Source organism: Arsenicibacter sp. R0_47 (assembly GCF_057652235.1).
The window spans coordinates 667082-684553 of record NZ_JBYFCJ010000001.1 but is presented as its reverse complement, the minus strand read 5'-3'; the positions used below and the strand labels follow the sequence as shown (position 1 = coordinate 684553).

At 53.4% G+C, this 17472-nt stretch carries 14 protein-coding genes; 6 read left to right on the top strand and 8 right to left on the bottom strand.

Annotated features, from left to right (window positions below; all coding sequences use genetic code 11):
- Positions 1-38: 38 nt before the first annotated feature.
- The gene (locus AC23NW_RS02740; protein ID WP_293837587.1) at positions 39-917 is read left to right on the top strand and encodes a MerR family transcriptional regulator; all 879 of its coding nucleotides are present in this window, start codon (positions 39-41) and stop codon (positions 915-917) included.
- Positions 918-1137: 220 nt separating this feature from the next.
- On the opposite strand, the gene AC23NW_RS02735 is transcribed toward AC23NW_RS02740, so the two are convergent.
- Positions 1138-2091, bottom strand: a complete 954-nt coding sequence (locus AC23NW_RS02735) for an outer membrane beta-barrel protein (protein ID WP_487447548.1) — start codon at positions 2089-2091, stop codon at positions 1138-1140.
- A 40-nt stretch (positions 2092-2131) separates the two neighbouring features.
- Between AC23NW_RS02735 and AC23NW_RS02730 the strand changes: the two genes are divergently transcribed.
- Genes AC23NW_RS02730 through AC23NW_RS02720 form a run of 3 tightly spaced genes read left to right on the top strand, consistent with a single transcriptional unit; the run spans position 2132 to position 5463 of the window.
- Positions 2132-3136: a gliding motility protein GldB-related protein gene (locus tag AC23NW_RS02730; protein WP_293837585.1), complete on the top strand. Its 1005-nt coding sequence runs from the start codon at positions 2132-2134 to the stop codon at positions 3134-3136.
- Between the two features lie 44 nt (positions 3137-3180).
- Entirely contained in the window at positions 3181-4989 is a 1809-nt protein-coding gene (locus tag AC23NW_RS02725) for an ABC transporter ATP-binding protein (RefSeq protein WP_487447547.1), read from the top strand.
- Between the two features lie 60 nt (positions 4990-5049).
- Positions 5050-5463 carry a Fur family transcriptional regulator gene (locus tag AC23NW_RS02720; protein ID WP_293837583.1) on the top strand — a complete coding sequence of 138 codons (414 nt, stop codon included), beginning with the start codon at positions 5050-5052 and terminating at the stop codon, positions 5461-5463.
- A gap of 4 nt (positions 5464-5467) precedes the next feature.
- Here AC23NW_RS02720 and AC23NW_RS02715 read toward each other — a convergent pair whose 3' ends face one another.
- From AC23NW_RS02715 to lacZ, 3 genes are all read right to left on the bottom strand, one after another.
- Complete coding sequence (locus AC23NW_RS02715) at positions 5468-6856, bottom strand: CotH kinase family protein (protein WP_487447546.1); 1389 nt, start codon at positions 6854-6856, stop codon at positions 5468-5470.
- An 88-nt stretch (positions 6857-6944) separates the two neighbouring features.
- The gene (locus AC23NW_RS02710; protein WP_487447544.1) at positions 6945-7982 is read right to left on the bottom strand and encodes a WD40/YVTN/BNR-like repeat-containing protein; all 1038 of its coding nucleotides are present in this window, start codon (positions 7980-7982) and stop codon (positions 6945-6947) included.
- A 16-nt stretch (positions 7983-7998) separates the two neighbouring features.
- Positions 7999-11235 carry a beta-galactosidase, LacZ type gene (lacZ, locus tag AC23NW_RS02705; protein ID WP_487447543.1) on the bottom strand — a complete coding sequence of 1079 codons (3237 nt, stop codon included), beginning with the start codon at positions 11233-11235 and terminating at the stop codon, positions 7999-8001.
- 186 nt (positions 11236-11421) lie between these two features.
- Between lacZ and AC23NW_RS02700 the strand changes: the two genes are divergently transcribed.
- Positions 11422-12363: an alpha/beta hydrolase gene (locus AC23NW_RS02700; protein ID WP_487447541.1), complete on the top strand. Its 942-nt coding sequence runs from the start codon at positions 11422-11424 to the stop codon at positions 12361-12363.
- A gap of 68 nt (positions 12364-12431) precedes the next feature.
- Here AC23NW_RS02700 and AC23NW_RS02695 read toward each other — a convergent pair whose 3' ends face one another.
- Complete coding sequence (locus AC23NW_RS02695) at positions 12432-13814, bottom strand: TolC family protein (protein ID WP_487447540.1); 1383 nt, start codon at positions 13812-13814, stop codon at positions 12432-12434.
- Positions 13815-14010: 196 nt separating this feature from the next.
- Here AC23NW_RS02695 and AC23NW_RS02690 point away from each other — a divergent pair, with 196 nt between their 5' ends.
- Entirely contained in the window at positions 14011-14463 is a 453-nt protein-coding gene (locus AC23NW_RS02690) for an N-acetyltransferase family protein (RefSeq protein ID WP_487447539.1), read from the top strand.
- A 1-nt stretch (position 14464) separates the two neighbouring features.
- Here the strand turns inward: AC23NW_RS02690 and AC23NW_RS02685 are convergent, their stop codons facing one another.
- The 3 genes from AC23NW_RS02685 to AC23NW_RS02675 all read right to left on the bottom strand — a co-directional run bounded on the left by AC23NW_RS02685 (position 14465) and on the right by AC23NW_RS02675 (position 17451).
- On the bottom strand, positions 14465-15649 hold the full coding sequence (locus tag AC23NW_RS02685; RefSeq protein ID WP_487447537.1) for an MFS transporter: 1185 nt from the start codon (positions 15647-15649) through the stop codon (positions 14465-14467).
- A 1-nt stretch (position 15650) separates the two neighbouring features.
- Positions 15651-16550: a ChaN family lipoprotein gene (locus AC23NW_RS02680; protein ID WP_487447535.1), complete on the bottom strand. Its 900-nt coding sequence runs from the start codon at positions 16548-16550 to the stop codon at positions 15651-15653.
- Positions 16551-16668: 118 nt separating this feature from the next.
- Positions 16669-17451, bottom strand: coding sequence for a 3-keto-disaccharide hydrolase (locus AC23NW_RS02675; protein WP_293839482.1), 783 nt, complete (start codon positions 17449-17451; stop codon positions 16669-16671).
- Between the last annotated feature and the right edge of the window lie 21 nt (positions 17452-17472).

The following is a 17472-nucleotide window of genomic DNA, read 5'->3' as shown; positions in this document are numbered from 1 at the left end:
CCTGTGTCTTTATTTATTAATCGTTATTATCTTGTCCCATGAGCAACTATTCCATCAAGGATTTAGAGCAACTTTCCGGCATTAAAGCCCATACGTTGCGTATCTGGGAACAGCGCTACAACATCATTACGCCTAAGCGCACGGATACAAACATCCGCACGTACGACGATCAGGATCTTAAGCTTGTCCTGAATATTTCGCTGTTAAAAGACCACGGATACAAAATCTCTGACATCTCAAGATTGTCAGTAGAGGAAATGTATCGGGAAGTGGTTAAAATTTCGGACCGGCAGCTCAACTATCCCGATCAGATTCATGCGCTTACCATCTCCATGATTGATCTGGACGAGGAGCGTTTTGAAAAAATCATCAGTACCAATATTCTTCAGTTCGGCTTTGAAAATACGATGATCAACATCATCTATCCGTTTCTGAGCCGTATCGGTACGCTGTGGGTAACAGGTTCTATAGGACCGGCGCAGGAGCATTTTATTACCAACCTGATCCGGCAAAAGCTCATTGTTGCCATTGACGGACAGGTCAGTAAACAACGCCCCGACGGCAAAAAATACCTCCTGTTTCTACCGGAAGGCGAACTGCACGAAATCAGCCTGCTGTTTGCTAATTACATTGTCCGGGCACGCTATAACAAAGTCATTTATCTGGGGCAGAGCCTGCCGTTCACCGAGCTGGAATTTGCCTATAACGTACACAAGCCGGACTATATCTTCACAGCCATTACCTCCGTACCGTCTAACCACGAGGTACAGCCATTTGTGAACCGGCTTGCCGCTGCCTTTCCGGACAGTCATCTGCTCATGACAGGATACCAGGTGGTAGGGCAGGATATTGAACTGCCCGAAAATGCGACGATTGTTAATCACATTGACGATCTGATCCGGATCGCAGGTTCATAAAGATAAGGTTATGGGAAACAAAAAAGCCCGGTTTCTAGTGAACCAGGCTTTCCCATACAGGCACTTTCGATTGGCATCGAAAAGTATCGGTAAGCAACGTCTCGAAAGACTATATATGTTTGGACGAGCTAAATCTTCTTAATTACAAATCTTTCATCAAAACCTGTGCCAGATATTATCTGAATACATCAAATGTTATTATTTTTTTTCGAACGTATACTTAGAACTTAAATCCGACCTCAAGGGCCAGTATCCGTTGCTTCGAAACAAGATCACGGCCGCGTGCAACATCCAGTAAACCACGCTGATAACTAATACCCAGGTTAACAGCGTTGGTCTGGTTCAGTTTGTACTGCACACCCGCTCCCAGTAACCATGTAAAGTCGGCGAAGCCATACTGCCGCCGTGTGCCGCTTTGCTCAGCAGCCAGGTAAAGCCCGTTCCGCTGCGGGTCCAGCGCCTTTTCAGACAGCTTAATATCAATCAGGCCGCCGGTCTGCAGGTACAGCCGCGCATTCGGGAAGGCATTGTTGGCAAACATTTTCACCGTTGCCGGAATCTGCGCGTATTGCAGATTATAGACCGAGCGTTTGGCCGGTGCCGCCGGATCCCAGCGGGTCTGGCCGAAGGATCCCGGCATCACGTAACCCGACCGCTTAATCGTATACCAGATGCCTGAACTGAACGCATAGCGGTCTTTGAAAAAGAAATAATCCAGCGATACCCCAATGCTCGGGCGAACACCCAGACCATTGGGTGCAAAATTCTGATAGGCTCCCTGCCCTTCGGCTGTATTTGCGTTGAAAACCGGCGAAAACCGCAGGCTCATCTCAATCAGATGGCTCGGACGCTCATAGTCCGGATAAATATCCTGACCGGCCTGTTGCCGGCGGCGCAGTTCGCTCTGGTACTGGCGGTCAGCGGTGTTATTTTTTCCCTTTTTCTTTTTCCCTTTCCGGTCATCGCGGTCGTCGACATACGACTGCGGTCCGGTTTGACGTTGATCGTAGGACGTGCCCAGAATCTTTTTCAACCGGCGTTTGGTTACCGGCGACAGATCATCCGTACCGGACGTACTATAGTTACCCGATTGCCAGGCCGGCTTTTGTGCCGTAACCAGACCCGGTAACAGGAAATAGCCAAAGATTAAGGTCAGGGCTGCAACTTTTTTCATAATTTTGTACGTTTTCAAGAAAGAAAACCTGCTTACACGCATGCATTTACGGGTTGCCCTGTGGGGCTTTTTTTGTATTCTCCTGATCAACTCATGTACCAAACGTGAGGAAGTTACCCTCCATCGGCTCGATCAGGCCCTGTTTTCCGCCAAATCGCGCGACAGCATCCAGGCTTTTCTAAATGCCAACGCGGATGTGGCCCGATTGTATTTTAACACGACTGCTCCGCAGCAGCCTGGCAATGATACAGCCCTTGTCAACGAGTTATACAACCGGATTAACGACAGTACACTCAACGTATTGTACCGGCAGGTTCAAAACGAGTTCGGCCCGGCAAAGGAGCTGCGCGAACAGCTGGCAACCGCATTTACCAACATTCACAGGGAGTTTCCGGATTTCCGGCCTCCGCGTATCGCTACCATGGTAACCGGCTTTATGGGCCCCGACCTGGTCATTACCGATAGCCTGATCGTCATTGGCCTCGATTTCTTTGCCGGTCCGAACGCCACCTACCGGCCGCGCGGTCCTGAATTTCCGCAGTACATCCTCAAACGCTACCAGAAAGAGTACATTGCTCCGGCCGTAGTGTTCGGGATTTCCGACAAATACAATGCAACGGACCGTCAGGATCAGACGTTGCTGGCCGATATGGTGTATTATGGCAAAGGCTATGTCTTTACCAAATCCGTTTTACCCGGCTCAGATGGTCAGCCACTGGCCGACAGCCTGCTGATCGGATACAGCGACCTGCAGCTCACCGAGACCTACAATGCGCAGGACCTTGTGTGGGCGCACTTTATTGACAATCAATTGTTATACCAAATTAGCCCATCCGTTAAAATGCGCTACATGAATGAACGTCCGTTTACGGCCGAAATCGGTGCCCGTTGCCCCGGTGCCATCGGCCGCTGGGTGGGCTGGCGCATTGTAGGACGCTATTTTGACGAAAAACAACCTTCCTTAAAGGACTTAATGACCCAGACCAACGCCCGCCGGCTTTTTGAGCAATCGGGCTATAAAGGTCAGGCCGACGAAAAGGAATAAACACATAAAATGGTCAGGCGACAAGCCTGCCGTCTCTTAGTACAATGGCAAAGCATGGCAGAGGGTTTGGGAGTGAAGCAAGCCCCGAGGATAAGAAGAAAATCAGCCGCGAAGGTTTAACCAAGGCCTTCAGAATTTTTCGGTTTATCAAACCTTACCGGTTACAGTACATCCTGGGCTTCGGTTTTCTGGTATTATCGACCGGCACAACCCTGAGCTTCGGGTTGATTATTAAAGAAGTAACCAAGGTACTCGAACGCAAATCGACCTACACAATCAACGAGATCATTCTCTTTTTTGTGGGTATTCTGGTGATTCAGGCCGTTTTTTCGTTCAGCCGGATCTACTTTTTTGCGCAGGTCAGCGAACGGTCAATGGCCGATGTCCGCCGCGCAGTCTACAGTAAAATCATTACGCTGCCGGTTTCGTTTTTCGAAAAGCGCCGCGTGGGTGAGCTCACGAGCCGGATTTCGGCCGACGTATCGCAGTTGCAGGATGTATTATCACTGACGCTGGCCGAGTTTTTCCGCCAGATTGCAACCTTGCTGGTCGGTACGGCCATCATCCTGTATGTATCGTGGAAGCTGACCCTGTTTATGCTGGCGACCTTCCCGGTACTGATTATTTCGGCCATTGTTTTTGGCCGGTATATCCGGAAAATGTCGAAGCAGGCGCAGGACGAACTGGCCACGGCCAACGTAATCGTTGAAGAAACCCTGCAATCGGTCAATGTTGTCAAGGCATTTACAAACGAACGCTTTGAGATTAACCGCTATGGCAATGCCTTGCAACGGGTCGTTACGGTGGCCCTGCGGTCGTCGCGGTTCCGTGGCGGCTTTGTGTCATTTGTCATTTTTGCCCTCTTCGGAGGCATTATTGGTGTGCTCTGGTACGGTGGCGGCCTTGTGCTCTCCGGCGAAATGGCCCTCTCGGATCTGATTACGTTTATTTTCTATACCGGCTTCATTGGCGGTTCGGTCGGCGGAATGGGCGATATGTATGCCCAGATTCAGAAAACGATCGGTTCGTCGGAGCGTGTACTGGAAATTCTGGAAGAAACGCCGGAGGTAGATGTCGACACCCCACGCCCTGCCCTGCCGCTTGAGGTACAAGGCACCGTGGCATTTGAAGGCGTCCGGTTCTCTTACCCTGCGCGCCCGGATATTGAGGTGTTGAAAGGGGTTTCGCTCCGTGTGGAAGCCGGCCGCAAGATCGCGCTGGTTGGCCAGAGTGGTGCCGGTAAATCGACCATCGTGCAGCTGCTGATGCGGTATTATCCGGTTCAGGGCGGCCGCATTACTGTCGATGACAAACCGGTTCAGGATTTTAACATCACGGATTTACGCCAGAATATCGCCATTGTACCGCAGGAAGTGATGCTCTTCGGCGGGACGATCCGCGAGAATATCGCGTACGGTAAACCCGACGCCACGGACGCCGATATTATTGAAGCTGCCCGCAAAGCCAATGCGCTCGAGTTTATTGAGTCGTTTCCCGAGAAGTTCGGAACACTGGTCGGTGAGCGGGGCGTTAAGCTCTCGGGTGGTCAGCGGCAGCGGATTGCCATTGCCCGCGCCATTCTGAAAGATCCGGCCATTCTGATTCTTGACGAAGCAACCAGCTCGCTCGATGCCGAATCGGAACGGCTGGTACAGGAAGCGCTCGATGAGCTGATGCAGAACCGCACAACGATCATCATTGCCCACCGGCTGGCCACGATCCGCAAGGTCGATACGATTTATGTTCTCCGCGAAGGACAGATTGCCGAAACCGGTACACACGACGAATTAGCAGCTCTCGAAGATGGTCTGTATGCTAATTTAGTGAAGCTACAGTTCGAAACCATTGATTAAATTTGTTACAGGGTAAGCGGCTAACCGATCACTTACCCTGTAACCAAAACCAATACAGCCATGACTACAGCACAAATGCTCAAAAGCTTTGACCTCCGGCACACCAGCAGCCGCGAGGAGGTGCTTGATCTGTTTCTGAAGGCTGGCCACGCCCTTTCGCACGGTGATATTGAACAGGGGTTAGGTCCTGATCATGACCGCGTGACCATTTACCGTACCCTGCGGACATTCCTCGACAAGGGTCTGCTCCACAAGGTACTTGACGATGAAGGAAACCCGAAATATGCCCTTTGCCGGGAGACTTGTGCCCACGGCCATCATCACCATGAGCATGTTCATTTCAAATGCCAGGCGTGCGGGCAGACAACCTGCCTCGACCAGGTATTGATCCCGCAGGTTCCGCTGCCAACAGGCTACGAGTCTAAGGAAATGAACCTGCTGATTCAGGGTGTTTGCTCTGACTGCACTAAATAAACCGTTATTTCACAAAGTTAGCCACGGCCTGATTACGGGTAGTAACGTGTTGTTTCAGCGTAGCTAAAGCCCCCGTAAAGTTCGTCAGGCTGGTCAGGTGCGAGTAGGGCGCCTGTTCTTTCTCCGTCCCGTTAACGTAGGGCGTAATGAGTGTTGTGTATTGCTCAAACAAGGCATTCATTTTTGCCGGTGTGAATACCGTATCGTTAAACTCCTTTACATATTGCTTATACTTCGCATAATAGACCGGATCATCGGCCACATAGCGGATTAACGGCCACGTCTTGGCAACTTCCGTCATTTCCAGTGACACCGCCTTTCCGGCTCCGCTGCTGCTCGTCATTGACTCGTTTAAGTCCCACGGAATCCACGTCAGACCCTTCGACGGCATGTTGTAGAAATAATGATTATGGGCCATTGCACCGTAGGCATCCCAGTTAACAATCGTATTATTGACGGCCAGATACCGGAGGTAATGATCGACGTTTACTGTCTTTTCCAGATTTGCCCGCCACCCGGCAGCATTCGTCGTGCGGTTTGCCGCGTTCAGGGCAGTGATAAACGACTGGGCATCGCTGTAGTCGGCTTCGGTTTTATTGTTTTTCTTCTCAAACTGGCTCTGGACAAATGTTGCAAACGTTGATTCAGGCTTGTAAATATTGCCTTTATCCTCCCCGAACTGCTTTTTAACCATGGTGTCGTCAACTACCTCCACCATGGTATAGACGCCGCAGTATTTTTTACCGGCACCGAAATCGATGTACACCTTATAGAAGGCCGTTTGGGCAGCCGGGATGCCGGCCATGCGGAAAATATCGGCCCCTGCCTTTTCACGGATCAGTGAGTTATCCTTGAAACCCGGCGACATCGACAACTCCTGAAAGCCGTAAAACCGCTGGTCTTTAATTTCCGTGTACGTATCCTCAAACTCGTCCATGTTCAGCCGGAACGGCAATTTGTAAATTCCCGACCGCCATGTTGAGGACAGGCTGGAATTTCCTTTGAGCCGGAAGCCTGCCTTATTCCATGTTTTACCGTTGAATTTCAGCGTAACCGCCACATAAGCCGGCTCGGTTGTCGAAAAGGCACCGCCCCCACCGCCCGGCGTACCGCTGGCTGCACCGAAATCGCTGCCGGTGATTTTCTTCATATCGGTCCGGATGGCCGTCCAGTCGTCAGCGGTCATGGTGATTTCGAGCGTATTCACCTGCGTCTGTGGAAACACAACGGTATAATCCGGATCGGCATCTTTGCCGTGAGAAGCCGTCGTCCAGTCGGGATTGGCATCGGTAGCACTGGTATTACCGGAGCCGTTTGCCGGATCAACCGTTTTACTACAGGCCATAAATACCCACACGGCGGCGCATAGGGTGATAAGAGAAGCAGGTTTCATATTGGTTTTACTGATTACAAGGGAGTTACTGGCATTACGCCGGATAAAGGGCCTTCCGTTGCAAAGCAATCATGAAAAAAACATCCCCTTACTTCGCCGCCTTCGGCACACCGGTCAGTACGGCGACTTTGCCCTTACTGCCGACCGCCCAGCAAACACCGCCGGCACAGCTGATGGCATGAAACCCTGATTCGTCGATGGGTGTCCAGGTCTTCCCGAAATCGTCGGTGTAACACGTCCCCGAGGGCCCGACAGCCACCAGCCGGTTGGCAGTCAGCATGCCGATCGCTTCTTTCAGGCCGGCCGGATTGGTAGCGCCGCCCGGTTGCCAGGTTTTGCCGCCGTCCTGCGTAATGGCCACGTTGTCAGAAACCAGCTTTTCCTGCTTGTAATCGCCGCCGATGGCAATGCCTTTGCGGCCATCTTTGCTGAACCACAGGCCAAAAACCCCGGCACTCGGTCCGGCGGCCAGTCCTGTTTCGACCACCGACCAGGTCGCACCGGCATCGGCCGACCGGAAAACCCGTCCGGTGGTGGCGCCGCCCGAGCCAATCCAGACCTGTTTCTGCTTGCCGGATCGTGCCAGCAAGCTCGTGCCGCTGGCGGCAAACGCGGCTTCGCCGGTAGCCATTGCCGGTAAGTTGTCCGGTGAGACCTGCTGCCAGCTTTTGCCGCCGTCCTGCGTCCGTAACACAAACCACTTACCACCAATCGGGTCACTAAACACAATGCCCTCATCCGCATTCCAGAAGTCGATGCCATCGAAAAACACCCCGGCTTGCTTAGTCTCGTACAGCAACTGCCACGAATTGCCGCCGTCAGTGGTTTTGTAGATACGGGCCTGCCCCTGTTCGGCGGGGCCTGCCGCCATCAGGTAGGCTGTCTGCGCATCCACGGCATGTACGTCGCGGAAATCACAGGCTTCAGCTCCTTTTACCGTACCGGCCTGCCAGGTCGTACCGCCGTTGGTGGTGCGGACAAATGTTCCTTTAGTCCCGCCAATCCAGGCAACAGTCTTATTAACCGCTGATACTGCCCGGAAACTGGCGTCGGTATTGCTTTGCTGCGGTTGCCACTGCGCAAAACCTGCCAGCGGAAACAACAGGCACAGAATGAGTTTTTTCATGCGTTTTACGGGTTAATCAGCGTGAAAGCGGCAACGGCATCGCCACCACGTCGGTCACGCTGGTACGGGCATCAATCGGCCGGATCCGGAATGAGTACGTATAGGTTTTATTGGCCGGTAGCTGATATTCCGGATGCGTCCGTGGCGACCAGCTGTCATCTCCGCCCAGCCCCATCTGCTGCATATCAATGTTGACCAGGGTAATGTTGCCGCGCTCCGGTGTCTGCTGCGCCGGATTTTTGGCTGCCAGCAAGGCCTCATCGGTGTAGTCCCGGACGTTGATGTTCAGCAGATTCCGGTCGGCCGACGACATACTGGCCGGACTGCTGATAATGAGTACGCCCAGCCCTGCGTCTTCCGTAATCTGCGCCCAGCGCACATCGGTTTTATTCCCGTTTTCCTGCGCCATGATATACGGGAAATACTGGTCGGCTACTTTGCCGCTGTACAGGCCGACCCGCGCCGACTCCTTGCGGTCCCGGTAGCTTTCGAACGGTCCGCGGCCATACCACTTCAGGTTGGTAAACGACGGGGCCAGTTCCAGCTGCGTACCCACCCGGGCCAGCGGCGGCACAGTACCTTCGGCCGTTACCGTTGTCGAGACCTGAATATCGCCGGTGCCGAACACCGTATAATCGGTCTGCTGAATCAGCTTGCCTTCCGTCAGCCGCACTTCGTTCGTACTGCGGATCGTCACCATTTGGCGTTGATTAACCAACACCTGCATATCGACAGGGGTGGCCAACGCAGTATCTAAACCAGCCTTCCGCCAGCGGGCCGCAAACGAAGCTGTTCCGCCTCCTTCGTCGTTATCGGTCGGTACCCGCCAGAAGCTCGGTTGCAGACCATGCTCAATGACCTTTTTCCCGAAATAAAACAGCTCAGACAAACCACCCGCCTTTTTATCGAAAATCGTAACAAGGTCTTTCGTACGGATAACAACCTTATCCGGCGAAACCGTGGTTTTAACCGCCGGCAGGCTGCTGATGCCCATCGGCACCATGCCCGACAACCGGGTCCGGATCGGAATCTGCTCAGACGCTACGGTATGGCCTGCCGGTGCCCACGGTGCCGCCTGTTTGGTAACAACCGCTACATTCAGGAAATATTCACTACCGTTGTCCATACCCGCCGGTAAACGCAGTGGCAGGGCAACCAGCTGGGTTTGTCCCGGCTGGGCATTCAGGTTGTCAACCGTGCCTTTCTGTACGGCCTCTCCGTTGCGGATCAGTGTCCATTCCAGTTTAAACTGATCGAGGCCCAGAAAGTCGTAGGAATTTTTGAGCGTAATCCGTGCCGAAATATCGGTCTGCTGCTCGGCCGAAACCGCTCCCTGCGTCCCGATTTTAATATACTGGTAGATGTATTTTACCTCGTTGATTTCCGGCTGTGGTATACGGTCGGGGTTCACCAGACCATCCCCTGCATTCGCTCCGTCGATGTAATTGATATGGGCAGTATACTCCTGCCCTGCCTTGTTTTTCAGCCGCAGCCCCTGATCCACCCAATCCCAGATAAAACCACCCTGAAGACGCGGATACTTATCAATAGCGACCCAGTAATCTTTCAGGTTACCAATACTGTTACCCATGCCGTGTGCATATTCGCAGACGATCACCGGCCGGTTCGGGTCTTTCTCCATCAGCGTCAGCATGTCATTGACCGACGGGTACATGGTCGAAATAATGTCAAAATTCGACAGTGAAGTTGGTGTATAGGGCGCGCGGCCTTCGTAGTGAATCGGGCGCGACGGGTCAACTACGCGGATCAGCTCGGCCATATCCAGAAAATTCTGGCCCATACCCGACTCGTTCCCCAGTGACCAGATCACGATTGAGGGGTGATTTTTGTCCCGTTCAACCATCGCCCGGCCGCGTGCGATAAACGCATCCCGCCACTCCGGCATATTGGCCAGAATTACCCCTTTACCCCACAAGTCGTGGCTTTCGATATTGGCTTCGTCAATTACATAAAGTCCGTATTCGTCGCAGAGGTCATACCATTCCGTCACGTTCGGGTAATGCGATGTCCGGACGGCGTTGATGTTGTGCTGCTTCATCAGCATAATGTCGCGGATCATGCTTTCGCGGCTGATGACGCGGCCGGTCAACGGATCAAATTCGTGGCGGTTTACGCCTTTGAAGGTTACGGGCTTACCGTTAACCAGCAGTTGCCCGCGGGCCATGGTCACTTCGCGGAAACCAACACGCTGCGTTACGGTCTCAATCGTCTGCCCGTCGGCATTCAACAGTTGCAGGCTTAAGGTATACAGATTCGGGGTTTCAGCCGTCCAGAGGGCCGGAGCCGTAACCGGCTTCGTAATCCGGAACATTTTATCCATCTCGGTACCCACGGCATCGGCAGCCAGCAGCTTTTCACTGAATACCGGTTTGCGGGCCGGATCGTAGAGGGTAATCCGGAACTGGTTAGTCAGGTCTGCACGGCCGGTCAGGTTGCGCAGGTAGGCCGAAACTTTAAGGGTAGCATCTTTATACTGCTCATCGAGATCCGTGACGATCTGCACATCGCGGATGTGCAGGCGGGGTTTAGCCACCAGAAACACATCCCGGTAAATGCCCGACAGCCGCCAGAAATCCTGATCTTCGAGGTAACTGCCGTCTGACCAGTTAATGACTTCAACAGCCAGCACGTTTTCGCCGCCGCCCGGCCGTATCTGGTCGGTAATCCGGAACTCGGCCGGCGTCATTCCATCCTCGTGATAGCCGATTTGCTGGCCATTCAGGTATACATAACAGGCCGACTGCACACCGGCAAAATGCAGGTATACTTCCTGATCCTGCCAGTTGGCCGGGGTCGTAAAGCGTGTCCGGTACAAGCCCACGCTGTTGGTATCCGCCTGAATACGGGGCGGCGTGGCCGGAAACGGATGTTTGATATTGGTGAAGATCGGGCGGTCGTACGGACGGCCTTCCCGCGCACCGACTACCTGCCAGTTCGACGGTACGGGAAGGTTATCCCAGTTCTGGTCCGGCGTGGCAGGATCATAGAAATTCTGCGGGACAGCCGCCGGATTTTTAAGCCAGCGAAACTTCCAGGTGCCATTCAGGCTTTTAACAAAAGGCGAATTTTTACCGTCAAAAGCCTGCGCATCGGTTTGGTAAGGCACAAAGCTGGCATGTGGTTTCTCTACATTCCGGCTGATAACCTGCGGATTTTCCCAGTCCGGCACCTGGGCAAAACTATACGCCGACAGTAATAAGGGACAGAGAGCGAGTATATGTCTTTTTCTCATGTGATAAGTTACAGTAGCCTGAACACGTACGGAAATAGCTATACGTAAGTTTTATTATATATGCGTTTAAAGGCAAATTTCGTTAAAACAAGCAGTTATACCCGCTAATAAACCGTTCATGGTTTATGAATTAACAATAAAACAACCTAAAATTAACCACATAGCCGGCAATAGTCTACATTCAGTATGAAACATATTTTTCTGACCGTATCCTTACTTATTTTGACCGTTGCGGTTACCAGCGGTCAGTCACGGCGGCGGAATTCGCTGCCGGAGCCTGCCAGCGGCCCGATTCCGGTCGTTACCGCTCCTCAGACACGCCTGCTCGAAAGCATGTTAATGGGTAGTTCGCTGCTCAATGCGCAGGTCAGGTATTCGGTCTATTTACCGCCTGATTATTACACCTCAAACCGGCGCTATCCGGTGGTATACCTGCTCCACGGCCTCGGCGACGACGAAACCAGCTGGATTCAGTTCGGCGAGGTAGACCGGATGATGGACGAGCACATCCGGACGGGGCATCTGCCGCCGATGATCATTGTGATGCCCGACGCCGCTAAAACGTGGTACATGAATGATTACCAGAATAAATACCGGTACGAAGACATGTTTGTGCAGGAGCTGATTCCCCATATCGACAAGACGTACCGGACCCGCGCCAGCCGTGAGTTCCGGGCAGTTTCGGGGTTGTCGATGGGCGGTCACGGTTCCCTGTTGCTGGCCATGCATCATCCTGACCTGTTCAGTGCCTCAGCGGCCATGAGCGCGGCGGTCCGGAGCGACGAAACCCTGAAAGCGATGGATGATGAAGGTTATAACCGCCGGTATAGCGTACTGCTGGGGCCGGACCTGAAAGGCGAAGACCGGGTTACGGTACACTGGAAGCGGAACAGCCCGCTGACGCTATCGAAATCGGCCCCGGAAGGGGATTTAAAACAAGTACAGTGGTATCTCGACTGCGGCGATGATGATGCGCTTTCACAAGGCAACGCCGAACTGCACCTCGCCTTGCTCCAGCGGAAAATCCCGCACGAATACCGCGCCCGCGACGGTGCCCATACGTGGAGCTACTGGCGCACCGGCCTCCCCCTGGCGCTGGCCTTTATCGCGAAGGGATTTGAGAGATAACCAAGAGTGATTGAGCGATTTGTGATTGAGTGACTCGCTCAATCACAAATCGCTCAATCACACAATTATTACAGTCCCTGCGCAATGGTGCTGCTCAGGCGGAGGAGTTCGATTTCAGCGGCTTTGGCCGTAAATTCGGCGTTGATCAAACGCGCCTGCGCGGCCACGGCATTCCGCTGCACATCACGGAATTCAACGGCGGTTGAGTTACCGACGCGGTAACGTTCATAGGCAATATCGATGTTCTGGATTGCAATCTGGTAGTTCTGAACCTCCAGGTTCAGCAGGGTCAGGCTGTTGCGGTATTGGGTATACGTCTGATCGAACGCCTGTTGCAGCAACACTTTCTGGTCAGCCTCCTGATATTCGGCAATCAGCTCACTGGCTTTGGCATTCGCAATTACCCGTTTGATGTTGCCACCGTTAAAAATCGGGATGGCCGCCTGGATGTTATAGGTCAGACCGGTGTTGCGGGCATTTCCGATACCGAAACCGCCCTGGTTATCAATCCTTGTGTAGTTATAAGCCGTTTGTAAGTTAACCGTCGGCAGCCGCGACGCCCGGGCAATCTGCGTATTCCGGTCGGCAACACGGCGGTTAAGTTTGGCATTTACCAGCAGCGGGTTGTTTTCGAAGAGCGACTGCCGGAGTTGATCGGCCGCCAGATCAGTTTTCACCAGAATGGTGTCCCGTACGGCAAACTCGGTGGACGGGTCCCGCACGATCAGGCTGTTGAGCAGAATTTTTGCATTCCGGAGTGTCTGCTCCTGCGACACCAGGGCCGAGCTATCGGCGTTATAATCGACCTGCGCACTCAGAAAATCCACTTTCGACCGCGTTCCTACTTCATAGTTGGCTTTAGCCAGTTCCAGCCGTTCCCGCGAAATATTCAGCGCCTGACGAAGCGCCAGAATCTGCTGAAGCTGCCGGACCACATCGTAATACGCCGTGGCTACGCCGGCAATGGTTGTTTCGATGTTTAACCGCGTAGTTACCTCACTGATTTTTACCAGATCACCCAATTGTTCGTAGGTGATAAAGTTCGAAAACCCATTGAAGAGCGTATACGTGCCGGTTATGCCGAACACACCGGTACGGTTAAAAACGCCGTTTGCGGTTTGCCGTGGCCGGATATTATCCAGAAAGCCCTGATTCAGGTTTTGCAGCGATCCGTTACTGTTGACGTTACCGGTCAGCGTGGGCAAGAGACCGGCGTTGCCCGGAATCCGGTTATTGCGCGCAATCTGTTCCTGGGTTTTGGCAACTTTGATCTGATAATCCTTTTCCAGCGCCATCGCAATGGCATCTTTCAGGTTCAGTTGTTCTCCCAACTGGGGAACAGAAGCTACCGTTTCGGTTCGGTGAAGGGCACGCTGAACGGGGGTAGGCTGTTGTTGACTATACGCTATAGCAGGAAGCAAAAACAAAAGCGACCAGGCTGTGTATTTCATTGATGAACACTTTTTGGGTAAATCCGTCAAAAATACAATAAAAGTGGTACAAGCCTTAAGGTTTGTGTTTACCATCCTCTTAATCATAGTAATAAATCGACAGGCGGCTATTTTTTATCGACTATCCTTTGTAGAGCAATCGGGATTGGTATTACTTTTAGTTCAGTTAATGCTTTACAAACCTCGATGCAGTAACATGTCCCCGACTATCCGACAGGCCGGCCCCGCCGATCTGGAGCCCGTACAAATCATTATCAAGGAGTTTTATGACCTGTTCGGCTATCCCTACGAACAGGAACGGCACCGGCGCATGCTGACCGAATTTCTGGCCACCCCTGCCCTGGGTGCTATCTGGATGGTCTACCACGAAACGACGCTTGCGGGTTATCTGGCACTTACCAACGGCTATAGTTTTGAGTTCGGCGGCCACTACGCCCTTGTCGATGAGTTTTTTATCCGCGAAGCCTACCGCAGCCTCGGGCTCGGCCGTGCCGTCCTGACAGAAATTCAGCAGAAAGCCCGGCAGTCGGGGCTGCAAGCCCTCCACCTCCAGACCGAGTCTTACAACCCCCGGGCCAAACAACTCTACGAATCGCTGGGCTTCCGTGATCTGAACCGGAGTATTTTGTCGTGGGAAGTAACGGAATAGCTTAGTGTTGTTTCGGCGCTGCTACCAGCCCCCACACCCCCAGCACCGGTCCGGGCAGGAGTAGATAAAAGGCCCAGACCGATTGATGTGTCTGGTCTAAGAGCCACGCCAGGCCCTGAATCGACACGATGGTAATTGAGAAGCCAAGGCAGGTGACCAGCGTCAGCACACTCCCGCGAATATCGTTCGGGACATACACCGATACCAGCGTGGTCAGCTGCGGCGAATCGCCGGCAAGTGACATGCCATACACAACCAGAAACAGCAGCAACACGGCCGGTGGCATCGACAACGTAACCGGCACCAGTAGCAGACAGCAGCCCGATACGATCAGGTTACCGACCGCCACCCGCTGACTGCCAATCCGTAAGGCCAGCAAGCCGCCTGCCGCACACCCGACAAAACCGGCCGCAATACCGGTAAAGGCCCAGACCGGCCGGTTGATAGCGACCTCAGGGTTTGCCGTCGTGTACAGCGTCAGCAAGACCGGCAGAAAGGCCCAGAGTGCGTACAACTCCCACATGTGTCCGAAATACCCGAAGACCGCCGAACGCAGACCGCCCGGCTTCATCAGTACCCCAAATGCCTGCATACTGAACCGCGTGGCGGCACCGGATACCGGTTTTGACGGGATAAATACCAGCAGCAGCACGCCCCCGGCAACGGCCAGCAGACTGACCGACAGTAACACCTGCTGATACGGCAAGGCTGTTCCCAGCCCACGAATCAGGTGCGGGAAGGCCGTGCCCAGTACCAGAGCTCCGACCAGAAAGCCCATTGCCCGCCCCAGCACCGGCCTGAACCAGTCGGCGGCGATTTTCATACCGACGGGATACACCCCAGCCAGAAAAAAGCCCGTTCCGAAGCGGCTCAGCAGCACCACACCGGCATGCAGCGGCAACAGCAGCGGGAGGCTGTTGAACAGCGCCGCAATCAGCACGGAACTGAAAAATACGCGGGTTGTCGGAAAGCGGTCGGCGATGGACCGTAAGGCAAAGGTCAGCGTACCGGCAATAAATCCAAGCTGGACGGCCGACGTAATCCAGCCGTTCAGGCCGGGCGAATGCAACAACGGCTGGAGGTCGGGCAACACGGCATTGCCGGCAAACCAAAGCGAGGTGCCGGCAAACTGCGCCACGACAATAACCAGCAACTGCCCGTTACTGAGGGTAGCGGGGGCTGCCATACTAATACGTCTTCGTCATATCGGCCGGAATCGTCACCACGGCATCAGCGCGGTTGCGGCATTCATCCGTCAGCTTGCTCATGTCTTCGAGCTCAACCGATGAAATGGTAAAGATCTTAAGGTCAGGCCGTTGCTTACGCATATACCAGGCAATGCCTTCGAAATTCTTAGAGTGGTAATCGCCGTTGAAGTGCAGCAGGGTGTTGCCGGAGCCGGGTGTCAGCTGCTGTAGGGAAAAGTAAGCCATGGCGGCATCCTTAACGGCCTGGGCACGGGCAAAATTGGCGGCAGGGTGCTGAGCCGGATCAACCGGCGTTGCTGATTTGCTGTCGCCGTGGGTGCCCATCATGTCGAGCATAGCCTTGTAGCCCGGCAGGTTCAGGTCCACCTCAAGCGGCAGCGGCGCTATTAGTTTTTTCTCGTCGGCCGGCAGCGCGTCCAGGGCCGGAAGGCCTTGTTTAGCGACGAGGCTGGCATATTTACGCGGCACATTGGCCGCCACAAAAACCAGGTTATTCTTTTTGGCAAAATCGACCAGCGGCCGGTAGTCGGTCTGGTAGTTTTTCCAGAGGCGGGCTTTTTCGGCCAGCTCTTTATCGGTAATTTTTCCCTGTACGTAGTCCGTCAGTGCCTGCTGGTTATCGGTTTCAAACATTTCGGCTGCCAGGACCAGTTTCCCGTTTTTGGCTTTGTAGATGTCCTGCGTTACCTGTAGCTGCAGCCAGTGACAGATCGGGTTGTTGTGCAGTTCGCCAAACAACACTACGTCGGCCTCCGCGGCCTGCCGTATCAGTTTGGCATACGAAAGGGTTTTAAGCTTTTTGTCGTAAAGCTGATAGGCCGGTTTATCCGTCATGGCCGTCAGGCAGATGCCCGTTAATAAAATCAGTAGGTAACGCATAGTTTGCCGATGATGTATACTGAAAAATGAATAATGGACAATGGATAACGGTTACAAGAAGCTCTCTTCGAGATGCATCATCCATTATTCATTGTCCATTATCCATTACGGGATCTGACTACAGTTCGCGGATCCAGATATTGCGGAAACCAACCGGGTTACCGTGATCCTGGAGGATCAACGGGCCTTTGTCGTGTGCTTTCACTTTCGGGTAGCCGATATACTCGGTTGTACCACGGATGGCTACGTGGTTCTGCACCAGAATACCGTTCAGCAGTACCGTTACAAACGCAGGCTCCATCATCATGCCGGCCTTGTTGAATTTAGGCTGGTTGTAGATGATATCGTACGTCTGCCACTCGCCTGGTTTACGGCTTGGGTTTACCAGCGGAATCGCCTGTTTGTAGATCGAGCCAACCATACCGTTTACGTAGGTTGCGTTGTTGTAATTGTCCAGTACCTGCAGCTCGTAGCGGCCTTGCAGGAAGATACCGCTGTTACCACGGCCCTGTCCGTTGCCTTCTACTTTCTCCGGTGTTTTAAATTCGATATGCAACTGAAAATCACCGAACTCCTGCTTAGTGCGGGCCGATGAGCCTTTGGTCGAATACAGGATACCATCCGTGATCGGCCACTCCAGACGGCCGATGCTCGGGCTGTCCGGCGAATACCCTCTGGCAGCTACCCATGCGTCTGAGTTTTTACCGTCGAACAGGACAATTGCATCCGATGGTGCCGAAATACCGGAAGCATTCGGGCCGGTGGTCCCCGGGGTGATTACCGGTGGTACCGGTTCCCAGATTTCGCTTGATTCAGGGGTTTGTTTGGCCGGCTGCGTTTGCGCCATTGCTAAACTCATGGCACACAGGCTCAGGAAAAGGGTTGTCGTTACTTTTTTCATTACGCTCTTGACTGGATTTTG